At 60.3% G+C, this 21,435-nt stretch carries 12 protein-coding genes; 2 read left to right on the top strand and 10 right to left on the bottom strand.

Annotation, left to right across the window (positions count from 1 at the left end):
* Position 1: 1 nt before the first annotated feature.
* Together Q1Y33_RS00565 and Q1Y33_RS00560 are read left to right on the top strand one after the other, a co-directional pair.
* Positions 2-172: a DUF3990 domain-containing protein gene (locus Q1Y33_RS00565; protein ID WP_300797251.1), complete on the top strand. Its 171-nt coding sequence runs from the start codon at positions 2-4 to the stop codon at positions 170-172.
* A complete protein-coding gene (locus Q1Y33_RS00560) occupies positions 165-395 on the top strand; it encodes a hypothetical protein (RefSeq protein ID WP_300797248.1) in 231 nt (76 codons plus the stop codon). Before Q1Y33_RS00565 ends, Q1Y33_RS00560 begins: the two co-directional genes overlap by 8 nt.
* A 593-nt stretch (positions 396-988) precedes the next feature.
* Here the strand turns inward: Q1Y33_RS00560 and Q1Y33_RS00555 are convergent.
* From Q1Y33_RS00555 to Q1Y33_RS00510, 10 genes are all read right to left on the bottom strand, one after another.
* Positions 989-2,863, bottom strand: a complete 1,875-nt coding sequence (locus tag Q1Y33_RS00555) for a hypothetical protein (protein ID WP_300797247.1) — start codon at positions 2,861-2,863, stop codon at positions 989-991.
* A gap of 77 nt (positions 2,864-2,940) precedes the next feature.
* A complete protein-coding gene (locus Q1Y33_RS00550; RefSeq protein WP_300797245.1) occupies positions 2,941-4,869 on the bottom strand; it encodes a hypothetical protein in 1,929 nt (642 codons plus the stop codon).
* 1,333 nt (positions 4,870-6,202) lie between these two features.
* On the bottom strand, positions 6,203-6,532 hold the full coding sequence (locus Q1Y33_RS00545; protein ID WP_300797243.1) for a hypothetical protein: 330 nt from the start codon (positions 6,530-6,532) through the stop codon (positions 6,203-6,205).
* Between the two features lie 627 nt (positions 6,533-7,159).
* The gene (locus Q1Y33_RS00540) at positions 7,160-9,421 is read right to left on the bottom strand and encodes a GH92 family glycosyl hydrolase (RefSeq protein ID WP_300797242.1); all 2,262 of its coding nucleotides are present in this window, start codon (positions 9,419-9,421) and stop codon (positions 7,160-7,162) included.
* A 29-nt stretch (positions 9,422-9,450) separates the two neighbouring features.
* Positions 9,451-12,990 (bottom strand): GH92 family glycosyl hydrolase, encoded by a 3,540-nt coding sequence (locus Q1Y33_RS00535; protein ID WP_300797240.1) that lies wholly within the window; start codon positions 12,988-12,990, stop codon positions 9,451-9,453.
* Positions 12,991-15,234, bottom strand: a complete 2,244-nt coding sequence (locus Q1Y33_RS00530) for a GH92 family glycosyl hydrolase (protein WP_300797250.1) — start codon at positions 15,232-15,234, stop codon at positions 12,991-12,993.
* 14 nt (positions 15,235-15,248) lie between these two features.
* Positions 15,249-16,259: a glycoside hydrolase family 130 protein gene (locus Q1Y33_RS00525; RefSeq protein ID WP_300797238.1), complete on the bottom strand. Its 1,011-nt coding sequence runs from the start codon at positions 16,257-16,259 to the stop codon at positions 15,249-15,251.
* Positions 16,260-16,297: 38 nt separating this feature from the next.
* Positions 16,298-18,352 (bottom strand): family 20 glycosylhydrolase, encoded by a 2,055-nt coding sequence (locus tag Q1Y33_RS00520; protein ID WP_300797237.1) that lies wholly within the window; start codon positions 18,350-18,352, stop codon positions 16,298-16,300.
* Positions 18,353-18,648: 296 nt separating this feature from the next.
* Positions 18,649-19,977: a DUF4989 domain-containing protein gene (locus tag Q1Y33_RS00515; RefSeq protein WP_300797235.1), complete on the bottom strand. Its 1,329-nt coding sequence runs from the start codon at positions 19,975-19,977 to the stop codon at positions 18,649-18,651.
* A gap of 24 nt (positions 19,978-20,001) precedes the next feature.
* On the bottom strand, positions 20,002-21,435 hold the full coding sequence (locus tag Q1Y33_RS00510) for a DUF1735 domain-containing protein (protein WP_300797233.1): 1,434 nt from the start codon (positions 21,433-21,435) through the stop codon (positions 20,002-20,004).

Here is a 21,435-nt window from a genome sequence, read left to right as displayed (position 1 = left end):
GATGAAACTATACCACGAATCAAACATTCTCATCAGGGAAATAGATTTTTCCCGATGCAGGCCATATAAAGATTTCGGGCAAGGTTTTTACTTGACCGAAATTGAAGAGCAAGCCACGAAAATGGCCGAAAGAACAGCAACAGCCATTAAATACCTCAAGCCTTATGAATGATAAAAAAATCGAATATCTGATCGAAGGAATCAGTAAAGACATCATCGCCTATTTGATGGAAGACAATGGCCTGAATTTGACCGATGCGATTTCCGTATTCCACAATTCGGAGACTTTTGCCAAACTCTCCGATCCGAATACGGGGCTCTACATAGAGAGTTCAGCCTATGTATACGAAATTCTGAAAACAGAATTAAGATTTGGAAAAATCACGCAGGAATAAACATATTCATAAATCACAAATTAAATTGGACATTTGAGAAAAATATTATAATTTTACATCGAGTATCACTCAGACAAACCCCTGTCAAATAACGACAGTGATTTGTGACTAATTTGTGACCGGGCAAGAAAATCGCACGCCAAGTCCCTGTAAATTAGTGAATTAGGCTACAATATTCTGAACCCAGCGGGTTCACCAAGAAAGTCCGGCAGTCGGAAGGCTGCCGGACTTTCTTTGTTTGCAGGGGCTCCCACCTTCGGTTACCTCCTCACCGAAACCCCGAACCGCCCCGTTGGCGACATCGGCGGCAAACCGCAACATAAACCGACAACAGACCCCGGCTGCAGGCACCGTATTCCGTCCGGCATCCCCGCGGTTACGGACAAGACCCGGACCCGCTGCCGCACGGCTTCCGCAAAGAGAGTGTCGCCGCACGGAACACTCCGGTCTGCGACCGACGGTCAGATCACTGAACCTTCCGAACCTCCCGCCATCAGGATAGGAGCCGTCTGAAAAAAACGGCCCCGATCCTACTCACAGGACCGGGGTCGGAAATCTGTCTGTGCGGTCGCTTACCGGCCGCAGGACAGCAATCAATAGTCGGCGTCCGTCATGTCATTCTGCTGGGAACCCGAATACTTGGTGGCAGGACCCTCCCATTCGATGACGAGCGTATTGCCCGTACCGCTCTCAAAGCCGTAGGACATGTACTTGTCCGTCATCGTGAAGGTGACTTTCCAGGTCTTGTCGTCATTCCGCACAACCGTAGCCTTGGCCTCCAACGGACAGTTGCCGTAAGTGGAACCATACATCGTATAGTTCTCCGTGTATTCGGTCAGTTGCAGGCCATATCCCTGGTATTTCAGCGCCCAGTGGAGGTCTTCGGCTCCGGAGGTGAGGTCGATATCCGACTGGCCGAGGTACGAAACCGGAATCCAGAACTGCGGGATCGAATACTTCGATTCGATGTCGTCGTCACTGTCCTCGGGACGGAAGTAGAAGACGTAGGTGTCAAAGGTGGCACCGCCGTACTGCGGATCGCCGCCGCGCAGCCTGTAATTCTTCTGCATGCGCACCTCCATGCTGCTCACAGTCGCGTCATAGACAACCGACACACCGTCGGACTGCGTAATGGTGATGTGGGGACGGAACGGCTCCACGGGGGTCATGTCGATGACTTCGCTCTGCGGGGTCAGTTCGCCGAACCACTCGCCTTCGAACGCCGGGCCCTCGGGATACTGAACCGAGAAGCGGATAAAGGTCTTCGAACCGTCGACGGTCCGGGCGGTAGTTACCGAGCCGGTCACACCGCTCGTGATGACGGCGTTGTCCCACGTCTTGTAGAGCTGGTAGTCGAAGAGCTGGGCGCGAACTGCCGCGATGTCGGCCGTGCCGCCCTGCAGTTGAGCAGTCGACAGCGTCAGCGAAACGGCATAGTGGCCGGTCTTCAGGTCCTCGGGCGATTCGGCCTCCACCAGACCGAAGGTCAGGATGTTGGAGGTTCCCTCATTGATAAATATCTTCGTCAGGGGCTGCTCCTCGACGGCATCGTTTTCGGTCACCTTGATGTAGTTGAGGCAATCGAAGCCCTCGACAAAGGCGCCCGTGTACGAAGCGCGCAGGCGGCTGTCGCCCTGCCGGGCATCGAGCAAGACGGTCAGAGCTCCGGTCTGGGCATTGATCTCAAGAGTAAGCGTTCCCGTCGTCGAGGCGTCGGACGTCTGGAACGTGCCGTAGACAGCCTTCACCTGCTCGGGATCAGCCGTCGAGAAATCGAAGCTCGTCCCGGCATCCTTGGCCACGGTAATTACCAGCCCGTTGAGACCGTCTTGAGGTTCGGTCACACCGCTCTCGGCGTAGAAATAGTAGTTTCTGGCACCGGTTTCGGGATCGTTCCAGAGCAGCACGCTGCCGATCGAGGTCGGCACACCGTCAAGTTCATACTCGTTGTTCAGCGGCGGAAGCAGGGCCTCGGGGCAACTGTTGTTGTAGTTGACACGCAACGTCTTGCCCGACACCATGGCCACTTCGGCAACGAGGTTCAGCTGCGAAGTCGCTACCTGCAGATCGGCCTGCAGCGTCACCGATTCGGCCTCGGACAGCGTCGACCCGCTGACCTTTATGTCCAAATAGGAGATTTCGAACTCTCCGGTCGCGGGATCGACCACTCCCTTCGGATTGCGGACCTTGACGGCGAGATAGTCGTTGGCACCGAGCATCTCCTCGATCCCCGTAATGCCGGCCGTCGGAGAGAGATAGAAGGTGTACAGATCGGTATCCTCCACCTCGTAGACGGCCGATCTGATATTGATCGGCTCACCACCGTCATACTCGATCTGATCGACGAGCTGAACGGGGGGGGGAACAGGTTTGTCTTTGTCATCCTTTTTGCAGGACGTGAAGCCTACTGCCGACAAAAGGATTGCCCACGTCAGGATACGTAATCCCGACACATAGCTTGTTTTCATAGGACTTGGTTTTTTGATGAGAAAAGAGAGCGCGGGCGCGGACGAGACTCGCGCTCTTTTTGTTGAGCTGAAAGAATTTATCGGAACGTAACTCGCTGAACCGGCTGCTTCGGCAGAGGCTGTGCGTTCTTGCAGTCGATCATCTTCGCAACCCGGCTCCTGCCTTGCGGTTCGAGAGTCGCAGCCGCTTCATTCGTCTTTGCCGGGGACGAGGCGTCGGCTTCGAAGTGTTTGCCGGAATCAACTACCGGAGTATCCGAATTGCCCAGCACGACCGGACCGGTCCACGAACCCCTGATCTTGTGGTGGAGCACATCCTGCCCGTCGATTTCGAAGGTAAACCAGTTGTCGCCGCCATCGGCCTTCGTGATGGTCACGGTGCCTTCGTAGAGGCTGGCGTAGCCATATACCGACGGGATGTTGAGCCAGCCGTCGATGACAAAATAGGTAGGATCGTGATAATACGAGGGATAACCGTTGCCGATGGCGCTGCTGATGTCGAGCCAGCGGCTTCCGACATGTCCCTCCTCGAGCTGGACGCCGCGGTAGCAGACGCCGGGCCACATGGAAACCAGGTAGCGGTTGGGCGAAACGGTGTAGGTTCCCGGCGTGATCTTGTCCTCGTCGCCGGGGTTGACCAGCAGGTCCAGACGGAAGATGTCGCCTGCGACGAGCTTGCCCGGATCATCGTATTCGCCCGTCGGGTCATGCTCGTAGACACCCGTGACCAGACCGAGGTCGATATACTGGTAGCCGCACTCCTCGGGAGCGGCAGGCGCCGCGATCGTGGTGATCTTGTCGACATCGACATACCCCAGGCCTTCGACATAGACCTTGCTTTGCGGGAAGCAGTTAGCCTGCTTCACGTGGTTCAGGTCGAGGTCCAGATCGGACGTCAACGTCGAGGAGCCGTCATTGTCGTCATCATCCGACGTATCCGTAAGGTAAATTTCGCTATCCTCGATGCCGCCCTTGATCGTATAACCGGTCTGCGCCAGAAGGTCGACATGGATGGTGTAGCGGTTGGTTCCGGTCTCCTCGATTTCGATCGTTCCGTCGACGGGATAGGAGTAATAGGCCGTTTGCGTACCGTCGTCCTCGGGGGTGAAGGCGGCATACGTTCCCAATGGAATCACCATGCCGAGGATGGTCATCTCGGAAGTAGGCACCCAGGTACCCTGCTCGCCCGAATAGGAGGCCGTGTAGGTGCCGGCAACGAGCTTGCGTTCATTCCGGGGATCGAGGAACTTGGTGCTGAAGACGGCCACGTTGAGCCCGTAGCTGTTCGGCTGGTTGTTGTCGCCGGCCTCATCGATGATGAAGACTTCGGACAAACCGCTTCCCGTATCGTTCACATCGCCTTCATAGGTGCCTTGGGCATAGAATCCCTTGATCTCGACATCCCGCATCAGGTGAGGCAGCGTGGGCATCGTGGTGCCGTTGCCCACACGCAGATCGCCCTCGAACGAAATTGGATGTTTCACGCCGTCGGTGTCGAGGAAGGCTGCGGAGACGCGGACGAGGTTGTTTTCGCCGCGCGAGATGACAACGTCGCCCGAGAGCGGCATGGTCGTATAGTTCATGCCGTCGAAATAAACGGCGAAACTGTTATAGCTGTAGTAGGTATGGTCGGCGTTGGAGTTGCTCTCCTTGAAGGTGCCGGTAGGGAAGGTCTGCCATTGCGAACCGCTGTCCACGTAGCAGTCGATGACCAGCGCATATCCGGGCTCGGACATGGCGATCGAAGTACCGTACTGAACGTGGGTCTTGACATTGCTCATGGCGAAATAATAGTCGTTCGGGCCGAGACTTGTCTGCCCGATCCACCAGCTGAAGAGCGGCGTGTCGAGGACGATGGCGTCTCCGGTCGGGACCTCCTCGACATGGCAGATGCAGGAACCGTCGTAGTTGGCCTCGAGCGTCTCGCCGGAAGCCATGGCCACATCGAGCGACATCTGGACGGAGGTCGTGGAGGTGAACTGCAGCGACAGAGTGCTTCGGGTCACATCGGCAGCCGTTTCGGGTGAGACCCTGATATTCTTGTATACCAGCGAGTTCCCTTCGGCCGTCAGATCGATGTTCCCCGTCGGGGCAGACGTCTTGATAAGAATATAGTCATCGGCCTGAAGCATGGATTCGAGGTCGGCAATTCCTTGAACAGATGAGAAATAAATGGAATAAACGAGACTTTCCTCGTCGACGGCATAGACAACGGATGCGATGGAAGACTCGACGCCGTTGTAAGAGAATGCGTTTTCGGACAGCGGGGTGTCGTTGTTCCCTTTCTTCTCGTCATTCTTAGTGCACGAGATCATCGGGAGAGCGCCAACTCCAATAACGGAGAGCAGCATGCACAAGGAATAGAGTTTTTTCATGTACTACGAAGTTTTTAGGTGGCCTGAGGCCGGGGTTGTTTTCTTTTTGGGGCCATCACGGATATGAGGGTTGAAAGGTCCCGGGCACCTGCGGAGCATCCATGTGTAGTGTGGTGCGAAGGCGGGAACGCGTGAAATACCGAGCACTTCGCGAGGAAGCCAATCCCAAATTTGCGCCCGTATCATTCAAAAGTGGCTACGCGAGGAACAAGCTGCCTGTTTCCCCTCCTCTCTTCCAATGTTGATGCTGCAAGACGGCCGACTTACACTTTCATACCCATCATTTTCCGAACAAAAGTAAAAACAAACATGGAAAATACAAGTATAAAAAAGGGTTTTTAGGGGTATATAAGTAACAAATTGAAAGCAATTTAACAGTATAATCCGAAAAATCGAAACATATTCTATCTATAAGTCCCGTTGTCGCCCATTTCCGAACAAAATTTCATTTCAGTTATACACATTATGTATAATTATGATTTTCTGACAATTAATGACCTATAATATATACATATGCCATATTTGCATTATATATGACACCGAGTATTTTACGATTTAATTTATGAAAGCGCGTGATTTTTCGGTAAAAACACTCCGGAGTATCACCGCCGGGGAATCGTCTGAAACTCCTCCAGACCGAACGGTTGCATAAAAAAGACGGAACCCGCTTGTGGCGGGTTCCGAAAGTTCATAATGTCGCAAGACATACAGCACTTCCCTTCTCATGCATCGGGAACAAGGTTCTTCCTTTTTTATACAGATGACAGGAGGCCTGCGTGAACAGGCCTCCTGTCGTAAATTTCAATAACGGCATTTGCGCTGAAAGTGTACACAGGGAATCGAATCCCAATTCACAGGTGTATCCGGATGGGGGACCACAGCGTTCGGTCCGGATACATTACATCCCGGTTCGTCCGCATATATCACAAAAGGATTCACCGACGAATACCTTGTGTTTTGAGTGTCAAGGCATATTCATCAGAAAATGCATGTATTTCCGTTTATTAGGGATTTTCACCTTTTCAAAGTCTCCACCACCAATAAGAAGAGCTGATTCGGGCCAGAAGCCCGGAGGACCTATGTAGATTAACTTATCCTCGGTTTGCAAATAGACAAGTTCATCCAAATCATCCAATCCCCCCTTCTCATTAAAAGCTGCATATAAACGGGAAATATTACTTCTCACAAACACAGAATCCCTATAGTCTTTATAGAATCGGGGATAACAATACAGCGTATCCTGACTTGTTCGACAAAGTCCGAATTCAACACTGTTCTTGTCATCAACATGCATATATATCCCGTTTCGCCGGTCGACATAAAAATAGTAACAATCCATATTATTGTTAGCTAAATTCCAAGACCTTATGGTATACAAATCCATCTTGGGCTGTTCGAGGTTGCGAAACTTCTTTCGGGTCAACCTGTAGTGATTGGGATCGGGGTGGTGAGGAACGTAGGATGCACACGAAACCATACATAATGTCACCAAACAGATACAGACAAAATTTTTCATGATCCGATTTATTTATAGGTTATACCTTCCAGTCTGAAAATGTTTTGCAGTTCCAACAACCTCGGCACTGCGTATTCTTGGATTCTCCCCGTCCGGGGCTTTTCAGCATAATGGAGCGGATCGACAGCCCCCGGCTACCCTACCGGTTGGCAAATCCGCGACGGAATCCTGCTGTCGATAATCTCTTTTGGCAAGTTACGATAATTCAGGCGAAAAACTAAATCCGAAACTCACTGAAATGCAATCGGATGGCTGCGGCGGCGGGTAACGGGGCTTCGAACAGTCATAAAAAAGACGAAACCCGCCACAAGCGGGTTCCGTCCGATCCATCGGCTGCGAAACAGCTACGAACGCATGAAGAGCAAGTTCCGCTGTCCGAAGCCGCCGCCCGGGCGGTTGCCGGAATCAACGTTTCGGCTCCGGCTGCATGTCGAACTCGATCACGGCACCCTTCTGAAGCTCCGAATAGTTCAGCACCGTCCGGTCGTAGAGCTTGCCGTTGTAGAGCATGCGGCCCACATAGCGGTTCCCGGGGCTGTTGTTCGGGGCGTCGATCTCGACCGTCTCGCCGTTCTCGAGATGGATCGTCACCCGGCGGAAGAGCGGCGAGCCAAGCTGGTACTCGTCCGATGCCGGGCAAACGGGATAGAAGCCCATCGCCGAGAAGACATACCACGCCGAGGTCTGGCCGTTGTCCTCGTCGCCGCAGTAGCCGTCGGGCTTGGCCGAATAGAGGCGGTCCATCACTTCGCGTGTCCACCACTGCGCCTTGTGCGGCATGCCGGCGTAGTTGTAGAGGTAGATCATGTGCTGTGCGGGCTGGTTGCCGTGGGCGTAGTTACCCATGTTGGCCACCTGCATCTCGGTAATCTCGTGGATGCGGAAGCCGTAGTAGCTGTCGTCGTAGATCGGCGGCACGACGAAGACCGAGTCGAGCATCCGCCCGAACTCCTCGCGTCCGCCCATCAGTTCGGCCAGCCCCTCGACGTCGTGGAACACCGACCACGTGTAGTGCCACGAGTTGCCCTCGGTGAAGGCATCGCCCCACTTGTAGGCGCTGAACGGCGACTGGAATGTGCCGTCGGCATTGCGGCCGCGCATGAGCTTCGTCTCCGGATCGAAGAGGTTGCGGTAGTTCTTCGCAGCCTTGTCGAGCAGGGCGGCATCGTCGCTGCGGCCGAGGTGCTCGGCCACGCGGGCAATGCACCAGTCATCGTAGGCGTATTCGAGCGTGCGCGCGGCATTCTCCGGGATGTTCACGTCGTAGGGGACGTATCCCAGCGTATTGTAGTACTCGTGTCCCCAGCGGCCCGTCGAGCTGACCGTCGGGTGCACCTGCGTGCGGCCGCTCATCATCGCCTCGTAGAGGGTTTCGACATCCCCGGCAGGCGTCACGCCCTTGAGGATGGCATCCGAAACGACCGACGCAGAGTTGTTGCCCACCATGCAGCCGCGATGGCCCGGCGAGGCCCACTCGGGCAGGAAGCCGCTCTCACGGTAGGTGTTTGCCAGGCCGGCCTGAATCTCGGCGTTGACCGACGGATAAACGAGGTTCAGCAGCGGGAAGAGGCAGCGGAACGTATCCCAGAAGCCCGTGTCGGTGTACATGTATCCGGGCAGCACCTCGCCGTTGTAGGGGCTGTAGTGCACCGGCTGGCCCTTTTCGTCGATCTCGTAGAACTTGCGCGGGAAGAGCGTCGAACGGTAGAGGCACGAATAGAAGGTGCGCAGCTGGTCGGTCGTGCCGCCCGAGACCTCGATGCGGCCCAGCACCTCGTCCCAGCGCGCCTGCGCCTTCTCCTTGAGCTGCTCGAACGAATCCTCGCCCAGCTCGCCGAGGTTGCGCAGCGCCTGCTGCTCGGAGATGAACGACGACGCCACGCGGGCCTCGATCCGCTCGCCGCGGCGCGTCGTGAAGTGCACCTTCGCCAGAGCGTGGTCGCCCGTCGCCTCGTGCGCCCCGTCGAGCACCTTGCCGTCGAGCATCACGTCGAAGCCCTCGAACGAGCGGTCGAAGCGGATGACGAACCAGTTGCGGAAGTTCTCCGGCACACCACCGCTGTTGCGCGTCGTGTAGCCCACGACCGTGCGGTTGTCGGGCATCACGCGCACGTAGGAGCCGCGGTCGAAGGCGTCGACGACCACGCCCGACTCGTCCGACTCGGGGAAGGTGAAGCGCAGCACGGCGGCGCGCTCCGTCGGCACAATCTCCGTGCGGATGTCATGGTCGGCCAGGTAGACCGCATAGTAGTAGGGACGCGCCTCCTCGCTCTGGTGCGAGAACCAGCTCTGGCGCGACTCCTCGTCGAACTTGTCGGCGCCGCGCACGGGCATGAGCGAGAACTGTCCGTAGTCGTTGATCCACGGCGAAGGCTGGTGCGTCTGCTTGAAGCCCCGGATCGTGTGGGCGCCGTAGGTGTAGGCCCAGCCGTCGCCCATCCTGCCCGTCTGGGGCGTCCAGAAGTTCATACCCCAGGGCAGGGCGATGGCCGGATAGGTGTTGCCCGTCGAGAGCGAGAAGTCCGAGAGCGTGCCCACGAGCGTCGAGACATACTCCGAGGGGCGCAGCTGCGGCTCGGTATTCCCGCCGGCATCGCAGCGCGCGCAGGAGTGGGTGCCGCAGCATACGGCGGCGGCCAGCAGCAGGGTGAAAAGATGTCGTATCATGATTTTTCGGGTTTTTCGTTTTTTGCGGGTCAGTCAATCGAGTTGAGCAGGTCGACCTTGCCGTCGTTCACCAGCTTGAGGATCAGCTCCCCGAAGAGGGTGTTCTGCCAGGCGAACCAGGCGCGCGTGAAGTCGGCGGCGTTGTGACGCGAGAAGGACTCGTGCATGAAGCCCGTACCGGCGTCGGTGGTCATCAGGGCGATGATGCAGTCGCGGATTTCGGCGTCGTCGGTCGAGGTGAAGGCGCGCATCATGATGCTCATCGGCCAGATCATCTCCACACCGATGTGCGGGCCGCCGATGCCCTCGCCTGCCGCACCGCGCCAGAAGTAGGGGTTGTCGGTGCTCCAGACGAAGCGGCGCGTATTCTCGTAGACGGGGTCCGTGCGCTCGACATCGCCCAGGTAGGGCATGGCCAGCAGCGACGGCACGTTGGCGTCGTCCATGAGCTGCACGCTGCCGAATCCGTCGACCTCGAAGGCGTAGATCTTCCCGTAAACGGGATGCTCGACGACGGCGTACTGCTGCAGGGCGACAGCCACCTCGTCGGCCAGAGCCGTGCAATCGGCGGCAAGCTCCTGCTCGCCGTTGACCGTCGAGAGAATCTCTGCGGCCTTGCGCAGCGACGAGACGGCCATGAAGTTCGACGGCACGAGGAACCCGAAGGTTGTGGCGTCATCCGACGGACGGAAGGCCGACGAGATGAGCCCCACGGGCTTCACCGGATTGCCGCGGCCCACATGGCAGCGCGTGTCGAGCTGACGGTCCGTGACGCGCAGGAAGGTGTAGTCGCCCGGACCCTCCTTCATCTGCTGGTCGCGCAGCGTCGTGAGGATGTTGCGCATGGCCGCCACCCACTCCGCATCGAAGACCGACACATCGCCCGTGGTTTTCCAGTAGTGGTGCGCCAGACGGATCGGATAGCAGTGCGAGTCGATCTCCCACTTGCGCTCGAAGACCCACGGGCTCTGCACGTGGCCCGGGTAGCCGACATCCTCGCCGGCACCCGTCGGGCCGTCGTTGAAGGCGTTGGCGTAGGGGTCGATGTTGATCAGGCGGAACTGCCGGCGGATCACCCCGGCGATCATCTTCTGCAGCGCAGGGTCACCGCCGCACAGCTGCACGTAGGGCCACACCTGGGCCCCCGAGTCGCGCAGCCACATGGCCGGAATGTCACCCGTGTAGACGTAGGTGTCGGGATTGCCCTCCCCGTCCTCACGGTAGTGCACCGTCGTGTCGAGCGTATTGGGGAAGCAGTTGGCGAACATCCAGCGCAGGCGCTCGTTGGTCAGCAGGCCGCACACGCGGGCGATCTCCTGCTCGACGGCTTCCGAGCAGAAGAGCCGCTCTTCCGCCGCGGGCCGCTGGTCGGCATACTGCTCCGGCTCCTGCGGACAATACCACACGTGGGGCTCGTCGTCCATCTCGAAGCGCAGCTCGCCGCCCGCCATCACCTCCGCATGCCCGATCCAGGGCTTCGTCCAGGGGCGTCCGTTGAGCCATACGCGGCGGATGTACTTGTTCTCCGACGAGTTGTTCTCGGCCACGATCGTGAAGGTGCCGCCCGGCACCGCGATCTCCGCGCGGTCAAAGAGCGGCGACCCGAACCAGTAGCGGCCGCCCGCCGGCTCGACCTCGTACATGCCAAGCGACGAGAGAATGTACCAGGCCGACATCTGGCCGACATCCTCGTTGCCCGACAAGCCGTCGGGCTGGTCGTGGTAGAGCGTCGTGAGCACCTCGCGGACCTTCTCGGCCGTCTTCCACGGCTGGCCCAGCATCGTGTAGAGGTAGAGGATGTGGTGGCTCGGCTCGTTGCCGTGGGCATACTGCCCGATCAGGCCCGAAATGTCGGGCGAGGTCTCGGCACCCTCGACCACGGAGCTCACCGTGAAGAGCGAGTCGAGCTTGCCTATCATGCGGGCCCGGCTGCCGAAGCAGGCCTCGAGCCCGGCGACATCGTGCGGCACGAGCCACGTGTACTGCCAGGCGTTGCCCTCGCAGTAGTCGTCGGCGCGGTGCGTCGAGGCAAACGGGTTGAAGGGCGTGCGCCATCCGCGGCGGCTGTCACGTCCGCGCATGAAGCCCGTCGACGGGTCGAAGTAGTTGCGGTAGGAGTGGCTCCGTTCCGTGAAGTAGCGGGCATCCTCCTCGCGGCCGAGCGCCTCGGCAGCCCGGGCGGCGGCGCCGTCGGCCAGCGCATACTCCATGTCGTAGGCCACGGCCTCGTTGAACAGGTCGCACGGGATATAGCCGTACTTCATCCGCAGGCCGTTGCCGCGGTCGGGGTTCATCGCCGTGCGGCGGATTGCCTCGAAGGCCCGCTCGCGGTCGAAGCCCCCGATTCCCTTGACGATGGCGTCAGCGACGACCGGAATCCCCGGATTGCCCACCATGCAGTCGGTCTCGTTGCCCCAGAGGTGCCATACGGGCAGGCGGCCCTGCTCGTCGGCGATCGCGAGCATCGTGTTGACGATGTCGGGCATGCGGTCCGGATGCAGGATCGTCATCAGCGGCATGGCCGCGCGGTAGGTATCCCACAACGAGAAGGTCGTGTAGGTCGTATGGCCGGGATTGCGGTGCACGGCGCCGTCGGCCCCGCGGTAGTCGCCGTTCACGTCGCAGAACTCCGACGGAGCGACCATCGTGTGGTAAAGGCCCGTATAGAAGATGCGCTTGGCCGTCTCGTCCGACGTCGTGATCTTCACCTTCGCGAGTTGCGCGTTCCACGCCGCAGCCGCCGCAGCGGCCGTCGCGTCGAAGTCCCAGCCGGGAAGCTCCGCCGCGAGGTTCGCCTCGGCGCCCTCGACGCTCACGGGCGAAAGGGCGACCTTCAGCATCAGCTGCCCACCCTCCGTCGTGTCGAAGTTCACGCGGGCGTAGTGCTCGCCGACCTGCTCGAACGAGGCGAAGGGGCGCGAGAACTCGGCGACGAACCACACGCGCTGGTCCTTGGCCCAGCCCGACGAGTAGCGCCAGCCCACGAGGCGGCTGTCGCCCGACGGCTCGATGTGGGTCTCGGTGGCCTTGTCCCAGCAGCCGCCGTTCTCCAGGTCGAAGATCACCGCGGCATCGTCCGCAGCAGGGAAGGTGTAGCGGTGGAAGCCCACGCGCGAGGTGGCCGTCATCTCGGCCGTGATGCCGTAGCGCACGAGCGGCACCGAGTAGTAGCCCGGGCGCACGACCTCCTTCGTGCGGTCGGCATAGGACCACATGCCCGAGGCGGGATCATCGGCCATACCGCGGGCGCAGGTCACCTCGCCCACGACGGGCATGACCGTCACGTCGAACAGGTCGCCGATACCCGTACCGCTCAAATGCGTGTGCGAGAATCCGATGACGGTCGAGTCCGACTCGTGGTAGCCCGAGGTCCAGTCCCACTCCTGCGGGATGCTCGTGGGCCCGAGCTGCACCAGACCGAACGGCACGTTCGCGCCCACGAAGACGTGGCCGTGGCCGCCCGTTCCGATTTTGGGATCGACGTACCGGGTCAGGTCGTCGTCGGCCGCGGGCTGCGCACAGGAGGCCAGCCCGAGAGCCGCAATGAGGAAAATTCTTGACAGGTTCATCTATTTGTTCGTTTCGTTGTTGAGTTCAAAAGTCAGTGTGCCGCCCCGCAGCAGTTCGTCGTGCGTGAGGCGGTATTTCGACAGCGGACGGCCGCCGAGCGTCATCCGCCGGATGTAGCCTTCGCCGTGCTTCTCGATCGTGAGCGTGCCCTGCGGCGTGTCGATCTCCGCCCGGTCGAACGTCGGGGCCGTCAGCGTGTAGGCCGCCTCGCCCGGACAGTCGGGATAGAAGCCCAGCATCGTGAAGACCGCCCAGGCCGACATCGTGCCCGTGTCGTCGTTGCCCGGAATGCCGTCGGGCTCGACCGTGAAGTATCGCTCCAACAGACGCCGCGTCTCGCGCTGCGTGCGCCACGCCTCGCCGGGGAAGCGGCTGAAGAGGTACGCATAGGCGATGTCGGGTTCGTTCGCCGGGTCGTAGAGGCCCTCGTCGAAGACCATCTGCAACTTCTCGACGAAGCGCTTGCGTCCGCCCATGAGCCGGACCAGCCCCTCGACGTCGTGCGGCACGTAGAACGTGTAGTTCCAGGCCGAGCCTTCGTGGAAGCCGGGCGCCGCCGAGAAGTTCTCGCCGGCCTTCGGATCGAAGGGCGTGAGGAACGACCCGTCGGGCATGATCGGGCGCAGTGTGCCGTACTCCTTGTCGTAGTAGTGGCGGTATCCGAGCGAGCGTTCGCGGAACAGGCTTGCATCCTCGCGGTGGCCGAGCGAATCGGCCAGCCGCGCCAGCGCCGCATCGGCGACGTAGTACTCCAGCGCGTGCGACACCGAAACGTCGCCGGCCAAATCCTGCGCATAGAAGCCCAGCGGGATGTAGCCCCGCTCGATGTAGGGGTCGATGTCGGGCCGCAGGAGATTCTGCGCACCGGGCGTCGTCGCCGACTTGCGGAAGGCCTCGTAGGCGGTCCCGATGTCGAAGTCGCGCAGCCCCTTCATCCACGTGTCCGTGATGACCGGGATGGCCGGGTCGCCCTCCATCGTGAAGGTCTCACGCCCGTAGAGCTCCCAGCGGGGCATCCAGCCCCACTCGCGGTAGATGTCGATCATCGAACGCACCATCTCCACCTGCCGCTCGGGGTAGACCAGCGTCAGCAGCTGGTGCACGTTGCGGTAGGTGTCCCACAGCGAGAAGACCGTATAGCGCTCGCCCTCGGTAACGCCCACTTCGCCCGAACGCTCCATGAGCGGATACTCGCCGTTGACGTCGCTGAGCAGGTTCGGGTGGATCAGCGCATGGTAGAGCGCCGTGTAGAAGACGCGGCGCTGCGCCTCCGTGCCGCCCTCGACGCGGATGCGGCCCAGATCGGCGTTCCACCGCCCGAGGGCCGCGTCGCGCAGGGTGTCGAACGACGCTCCGTCCGCCTGCTCCGCCTCGAGGTTGCGGCGGGCGTTCTCCGCCGAGACATACGAGATGCCCATGCGCACCTCGATCTGCTCGCCCGCCTGCAGGCCGTCGAACGTGAACCAGTAGCCGATGTCGTCACCCGCCAGCTCGCGCCCGTACTGCGTGTAGAGCTTGTACCTGCCGTTGTCGGGCGTCCACTCGGCCTCGACGCCCGTCATCGGACGCTGCTTCTTCCAGTAGCCCGCGGCCGAGGGGACCTTCGAGACGCGCAGCACGAAGTAGACCGGAAAGACCTTCTGCGGATTGTAGCAGAACGTCCCCAGCAGCTTCATGCCCTCGATCTCGGTGGCGCTCACGCGGCGCACCATCGCTCCGGACTCGTTCGTGAGCCCCTCACCCAGATTCAGCAGCAGGTGTCCCTCGCCGCCCGGGAAGGTGTAGCGCTCGACCGACGTGCGCGGCGTGGCCGTCGCCTCGGCGCGGATGCCGTACTTCGAGAGCGTCACGGCGTAGTAGCCCGGCGAGGCCTCCTCGTCGCGGTACTCCGAGCCGTAGTTGCGGTAATCGACCTCCAGCGCGCCGGTCGTGGCCATCGTTAGCAGCGAGCCCATGTCGGGGCACCCCACCCCGCTCAAGGCGCCGTGGGCGAATCCCGTGAAGAATCGGTTGTGGTACTCGTAGGGCGTCGACCACCAGCGTGCATCCTTGTCGTAGCGGTTCAGATCCGACCCCATCACATTGAAGGGCACGACGGCCATCATGCCGTTCGGCACGACGGCCCCGGGATTCGTCGTCCCGAAGTTCGTCGTTCCGACGAAGGGGTCCACATATTCGGCGGGCGTCTGCGCCAGGGCGGGCGCCGCACCCAGCAGGAGTGCGAGCGCCGCCGTCCGCAGCATTCGTCGCGCGCCCATCAGAGGATCGAGTTTTTCTTCGTGAACTCGATGATCTCGGGGATGTAGCCGAAGGCCAGTCCCGTCACCGTGTCGGCGCAGCCGTAGTAGATCGCCACGCGGCCCGTGGCGGGATCGTGCAGCGAGGCGCACGGGAAGGTCACGTTGGGCACGTCGCCCATGCACTCGTAAGTCTCGCGCGGCGAGATCAGATACGGGCCGCTGCGGGCCAGCACCTTCCACGGCTCGTCGCGGTCGAGCAGCGCCGAACCGAAGGCATAGACGTAGCCGTTGCACGAGCGCAGCACGCCGTGGTAGAACAGCAGCCACCCTTCAGACGTCTCGATGGGCACCGGACCGGCACCGATCTTCATGCACTGCCAGGCCGAGAGTTCGAACGCGGCGGGCGCCATCACATGGCGGTGACGGCCCCAGTAGGTCAGATCGGGGCTCTCAGAATAGAAGATGTCGCCGAAGGGCGTATGTCCCGTGTCGCTCGGGCGCGACAGCATTGCGTAATTGCCGTTGATCTTGCGCGGGAAGAGCACGCCGTTGCGGTTATAGGGCAGGAAGGCGTTTTCCAGCTGGTGGAACGTGGCGAAATCGTCGGTCCACGCCACGCCGATCGTCGGGCCGTGGTAGCCGTTGCACCACGTCACGTAGTAGCGGTCGCCGATCTTCGCCACGCGCGGGTCGTAGCCGTAGACCCACTCCCCGACCTCGGGATCGGCACCCGTCAGGCGGATGTCCTCCTCGTCGATGTCCCACTTCAGGCCGTCGACCGAGAAGCCCACGTGCAGCCGCATGCGGCGGTTCGTGTCGTCGCAGCGGAAGACGCCGGCGTAGTTGTACTCTCCCTTGCGGAAGGGCACGACCGCCGAGTTGAAGATCGAGTTCGAGGTCGACAGCGCGTCGCGGCCGATGATCGGGTTTTTCGAGTAGCGCCATACGACGCTCCGGCAGCCGGCGGGACGCTCCTCCCACGGCATGCCGGGCTGGGGTTCGCCCATGATTTCAAGTTTCGATTGCATAGTATGTTACTGATTTATTTGGAATTTGTCGGTTCGTTTCAACGGATTACGATCTCGTCCGTAAAGAGCCAGCCGCCCGCGCGGCCGTTCGACACGGCATGGTAACGCACGTAGCGGGCTTCGTCGGAGCCTTTCCATGCGAAGGTGCGGAATTCGGGACGCTCCTCCTCCTGCGGATAGTCGTTCTCGACGACGCCGAGGCTGCGGAACGTTTCGCCGTCATCCGAGACCTCGATTTCGACCCGTGCGGGCAGCCACACCCACGCCGTATACCACTGGATGAAGTCGGCCGCCACCTCGCGGATCGGCTTCACCTCGCCGAGGTCCACCGTGACGTCCACGTCGCAGTCGAGGAAGCCCAGCCAGCGTTCGCCGTAGCTCCACGGGCCGTGCCGGCCGTCGGTCAGCGTGGCGGCCCCGTCGGCCGAATAGGCCTTGTGCCACGGCGTGGCGCAGGTCACCGGACAGCCGACGGCCAGGTGCTCGACAGGCTCCAGCGACTGGGGACGCTCGCCCTCCTCGGATTCGAGGTCGAAGGCATTGTACCCCGCCGCATGCGCCCGTTCGGTATAGATCAGCGCCCGGGAGCGGAAATCCTCGTAGTCGCGTTTCTCCACGGGGCTCCAGGCCACCTCGGCCAGGGCGAAGGCCCGCGGATAGAGCATGTATTCGGCCTGCTCCGGGGTCGGGATGTACTCCGTCCAGAGATTGGCCTGCACACCCAGCACACGGTCGCGGGCCGGCATCTGTTCGGGAGCCGGATCATACGAGTAGACCTTCGACAGCGGAAGGTAGCCCGAAAAGGCCTGCGGCTGGGTCATGGGGTTGTCCTGATAACCGTCGAAGTAGCAGTGGCTGCCGGGCGTCATGACGACGTCGTGTCCCGCAGCGGCGGCCCGGCGTCCGCCCTCCTCGCCGCGCCACGACATCACGACGGCATCGGCCGGGATGCCGCCGTCGAGAATCTCGTCCCAGCCGACCAGCCGGCGGCCGCGCGCCTCGAGGAAGCGGCCGATGCGGTGCACGGCGTAGGCCTGCAGCTCGGCCGGCGTCTTCAACCCTTCGCGCTGCATGAGGGCGCGGCACTTCGGACAGGCCATCCATGCCTGCGACGAGGCTTCGTCACCGCCGATGTGGATGAACTCCGAGGGGAAGAGCTCCAGCACCTCGGAGAAGACCCGCTCCAGAAAGACGTAGGTCTGCTCGTTGCCGAGGCAGAACTCCCCGTTCTCGCCGGGCCTGCCCGAGCAGGAGAGCTCGGGATAGACGGCCAGCACCTCCTCCGAATGGCCCGGCATCTCGATTTCGGGCACGACGGTGATATGCAGCGAGTCGGCCAGCGCCAGCACGTCGCGCACATCCTCCTTCGTGTAGTAGCCGCCCGCAGCTTCGGGATCGTCATAACGGGCATAGCGGTTGCCGCCGCTGCGCCACTCCCGCCACGTTTTGCCGACACGCCAGGCAGCCTCCTCCGTCAGCCGCGGATAGGCATCGACGGCCAGGCGCCAGCCGGCACCGTCGGTCAGGTGCCAGTGCAGGCGGTTGAGCTTGAGCGACGCCATCATGCGCAGCTGCTTCTTGACGAACTCCTTGTCGAAGAAGTTGCGCGAGACGTCCAGATGCAGGCCGCGCCAGGCAAAGCGCGGATAGTCGGTGATCTTCTGCGCCGGGATGCGGTCGCCGTACTGCGCATGCAGCTGCAGGAGCGTCTGCAATCCGTAGAAAAGACCTGCCTCGCCGTGCGAACGGACCGTGATGCCCGCCGGGCGGATGGCCAGCACGTACCCTTCCGGAGATTCGGGCAGCGAATCGCCTTTCGAAAGGAGGAGGTGCAGGTAGTTTTTGGCCGCATGGCGTTTGCGCTCCTCGCGCACGCACTCGATGGGCGTCGTGCGCAGGTAGTCGGCCAAAGGCCGGGCTATGGAGTCCGGCGCGTCGATCCACAGCGACAGGGGCTCATGAATCTTGAAGCTGCCCGGATATTCGCGCACGGCGACGGGTTCGGGAAGCAGCGCATTTTCCCGGGCGCTGTGTTCGCAGGCACAACAGAAGAGTGCCATCGCGGCAATGAGAAGAAAACGGATCGAAGACATAGGCAAAAACCGGTTAGGAAGTCGCCGGGCCGGCGACGGAAAAGACGACGGTTCCGGATCGGGATTCCCGGGACAATCCGGCTTGCCGACACGGGACACGGCATCGGGGAACCGGCTTGCAGGGAGGGATCGGGACACGTTCATTGTCATCACAGAGTTTTGTCCAAAAATACGAATAAAAATGCAAATATAACCATTCCGGCATTCAAAAAAACGGAGACTTTCCTTCAGATACAGAAAGTCTCCGTTCGAACGACGGTTTCACGGCGCCGTCACCGGCACCGTGAAACACTCAATCAGTTTTTGCCGTAGATGTCGAACTCGGCAAAATAGTACCAGGTTACCTGCAAAGCCTCGAACTTGATATAACGGGCCGAAGAGGATTTGACAAGTGCAATATACAATGCCGTGGAGGTCGGTGCAGTGTAGCGGTTCATCTCGCCCCACGAAACCCACGATTCTCCGTCATCCGAGACAGAAATCTTGAATAGCGTAGGAAGATAGCCGTTGTAGTTGTATACAGCCGTCATCTTGAATCCGGCAATGGATTTCTCGGACTGCATATCGATCACAAACGTTCTGTCCACAATGTACGTATTGGTGTTGTTGTCGAACAGGACATTGCCGATGGAAGCGGGATCGATCGTCCAACCCGTCGTGTCGAATTCGGTCCATGACGGATCGACGGCGTCAACAAAGGTCATCCGGTCGAAGACCTTGGTGACGGTAATCGTACATCCCGTCTGCTCCGACATCACGACCGAAGCGTCTTCACCCTCCGGAACCATCGTAAGCAGGATTTCGAACGAAGCAGGATCGTTGTTGGCTCCGAGGAAATCATCCGTGATGGTCCACGCAATCGGATCCGACTCCAGTTCGCCGGCACGGACCGTCACGGTCTGCGGCGTGAAGCGCTCATCATCCGCATTCTCTTCGGGAACACCGGAGGAGAGGCCCGCAAAGGTCAGGTCGCGCAGCGCCGGTTTGTCCAGCACCACCTTGTACTCGTAGCTGATCGGGTCTTCGCTGGCGAATTCCCCGTCGATGTAGCCGCGCTTGAACGATGCCGTAGTTCCGCCGTCAACACCCACTACCGATGCAGTGGCCACATAGGCCTCCTTCTCGACCACTACTTTGGCTTCGGTCTGGCCCATTTCGAGTTTCGAACCTTCGATGTCGACCAGACGGAGACCCAGCTCATAGGTCTGGGCACCCTCCTCTTCGGCCATGAAGGTCATGTCGTCATCGACCAACGATACGGTCACCGACGCCGAAATGGCACCGGCCGGGATGAACAGTTCCGTCTCGCTGATGGCGATGCGGTCTTCGGGAATATTCTTCGAGAAGGCCTCCACCCGCAGCGTGGCATCCTTCGGGCTGGGCGTAGCCAACGCGACGGTATAGGTGCGGTTCAAGGTACCGTCGAGTACCAACGCACCGGTTCCTGCCTCGTAGGAGCCCTTTACGGTAACGGCAGCGGCATTCTCCGCATCCGCAACGGCGACGCCTACCGGGACCTGGGGATAACCGGCCAGATTCAACTCCTCCTCCTCGCGGCAGCCCGCAAGCATGCCGCTGCCGAGAACCAGTGCGGAGAGGAGCGTCAGTTTCCAAATATTTTTCATGGTTGTAGTCGTTTTATGTGGTTATTACAGATCGTCGGGGAAGACATACGGCTTCGGATCGTCCTTCTTGTAGAAGGTAGTCGGATAGGCCAGCGGCGAGCCGTAGAGGGTCTCCACACCCGACAGCATGGAATACGAACGGTCGAAGTTCTCCGGTGCGAGCGCGAAGCCCATGATCCAGCCGTAATTGCGGTCAAGGATGTTCTGCGCCGTGCTGGAATTCATCGAGGGCCATCCCTGGTTGAACTCGATGGAGATGCCCGAGCACTTGGCATTGGTCATGTTGCCGATCGGATAGGCGCGGCTGCCGTAGTTGGCTACCACCACGTCGATCCATTCGTCGGCATCCACGCCGTCCACGCTCTCTGCTCCGTACATGGAGCCGTAATCGAAGACCGTCACCAGTTTGTCGGGCATCAGCTGCTTGGTCTCGTAGCACAGGCGTGCGGCAGCTTCCTGCGAACGCGAAGCGAAGTAGGGATTCGACAGATCGGGCGAGGTCGAGTACTCGTCGTCGTAGTTCACGCCGTCGAGGTTGTAGGCGTAGACATACTCGGCCACTTCGGCGGCGAAGTCACGCGCACCGATCTCGGAGAGCTGCGCCAGACCGGCCTGGTCGTGGTTGCCGAGCAGACCCAGCAGCACCTTGATACCGCGCTTGCGCAGCGGCTGGAGATAGGTCTCGTTGTTGTCGAGCAGGAACTGCACGTTCGGGTTGCAGTTGACATAGGCACGGCCGGCCTCGGCATCCCAGTTGATGTTGGCTGCGAAGAGCACGACAACATCCCACAGCAGCTTGCCGTTCTCGAGCTTGAAGGTCAGGGCATTGAGCGGGTTGGTACCGTTTACCTCGAAGAAGAGGAACGCCTTGGGATGACCTTCGCCCTTGTCGCAGTCGGCGAAGTTCCCGGCCTGCTCCGTATCGCCGTTGATCAGGTAAAGGCAGTGCGAAGCCTCCTCCTTGAGCGTGATGCCGTCGGCCTTCACGACCACCGGAATGGCATAGATGACACCGGCCTCGAGTTCCGAACTGGGCGAAACGGTCATCGTCACCGTAGCCTTGGAGGCATCCTCGGCGTTCACGGTGAAGGCGCCTTCGTTGGCGAAGGTTACCAGCTCGGCGGGATAGAGCTGGTAGGCCGTTCCGTTGTCGGCATTGTAGGTCGTCAGGTAGTCCCCGTCGAACGATGCAACGGCAGACAGCGTTCCATTGTACTCCTGTGTCAGGCCCAGCGACAGCGTAGCCGTGTACTCGTGACCCGTCGGAGCGATCGTCACGACAGACTTGTTGCTGGCCTGATCCAGCAGGTAGCCGTTCGTCTCGTAGATGGTCTCGTAGGGAGTCTCATCTATCGGATTTCCGGCCTCGATCTCCTCGGAGCATGCAACCCCGAGCAGTGCTCCGGCCATGAGGGCTGCGGCAGCAAACGTGCGGATTTTAAAATATCTGAAGTTCAT

It is taken from the genome of uncultured Alistipes sp. (genome assembly GCF_949296715.1).
GTDB lineage: Bacteria > Bacteroidota > Bacteroidia > Bacteroidales > Rikenellaceae > Alistipes.
The sequence above is the reverse complement of the archived record's forward strand: the minus strand, read 5'-3'. Positions and strand labels throughout refer to the sequence as shown.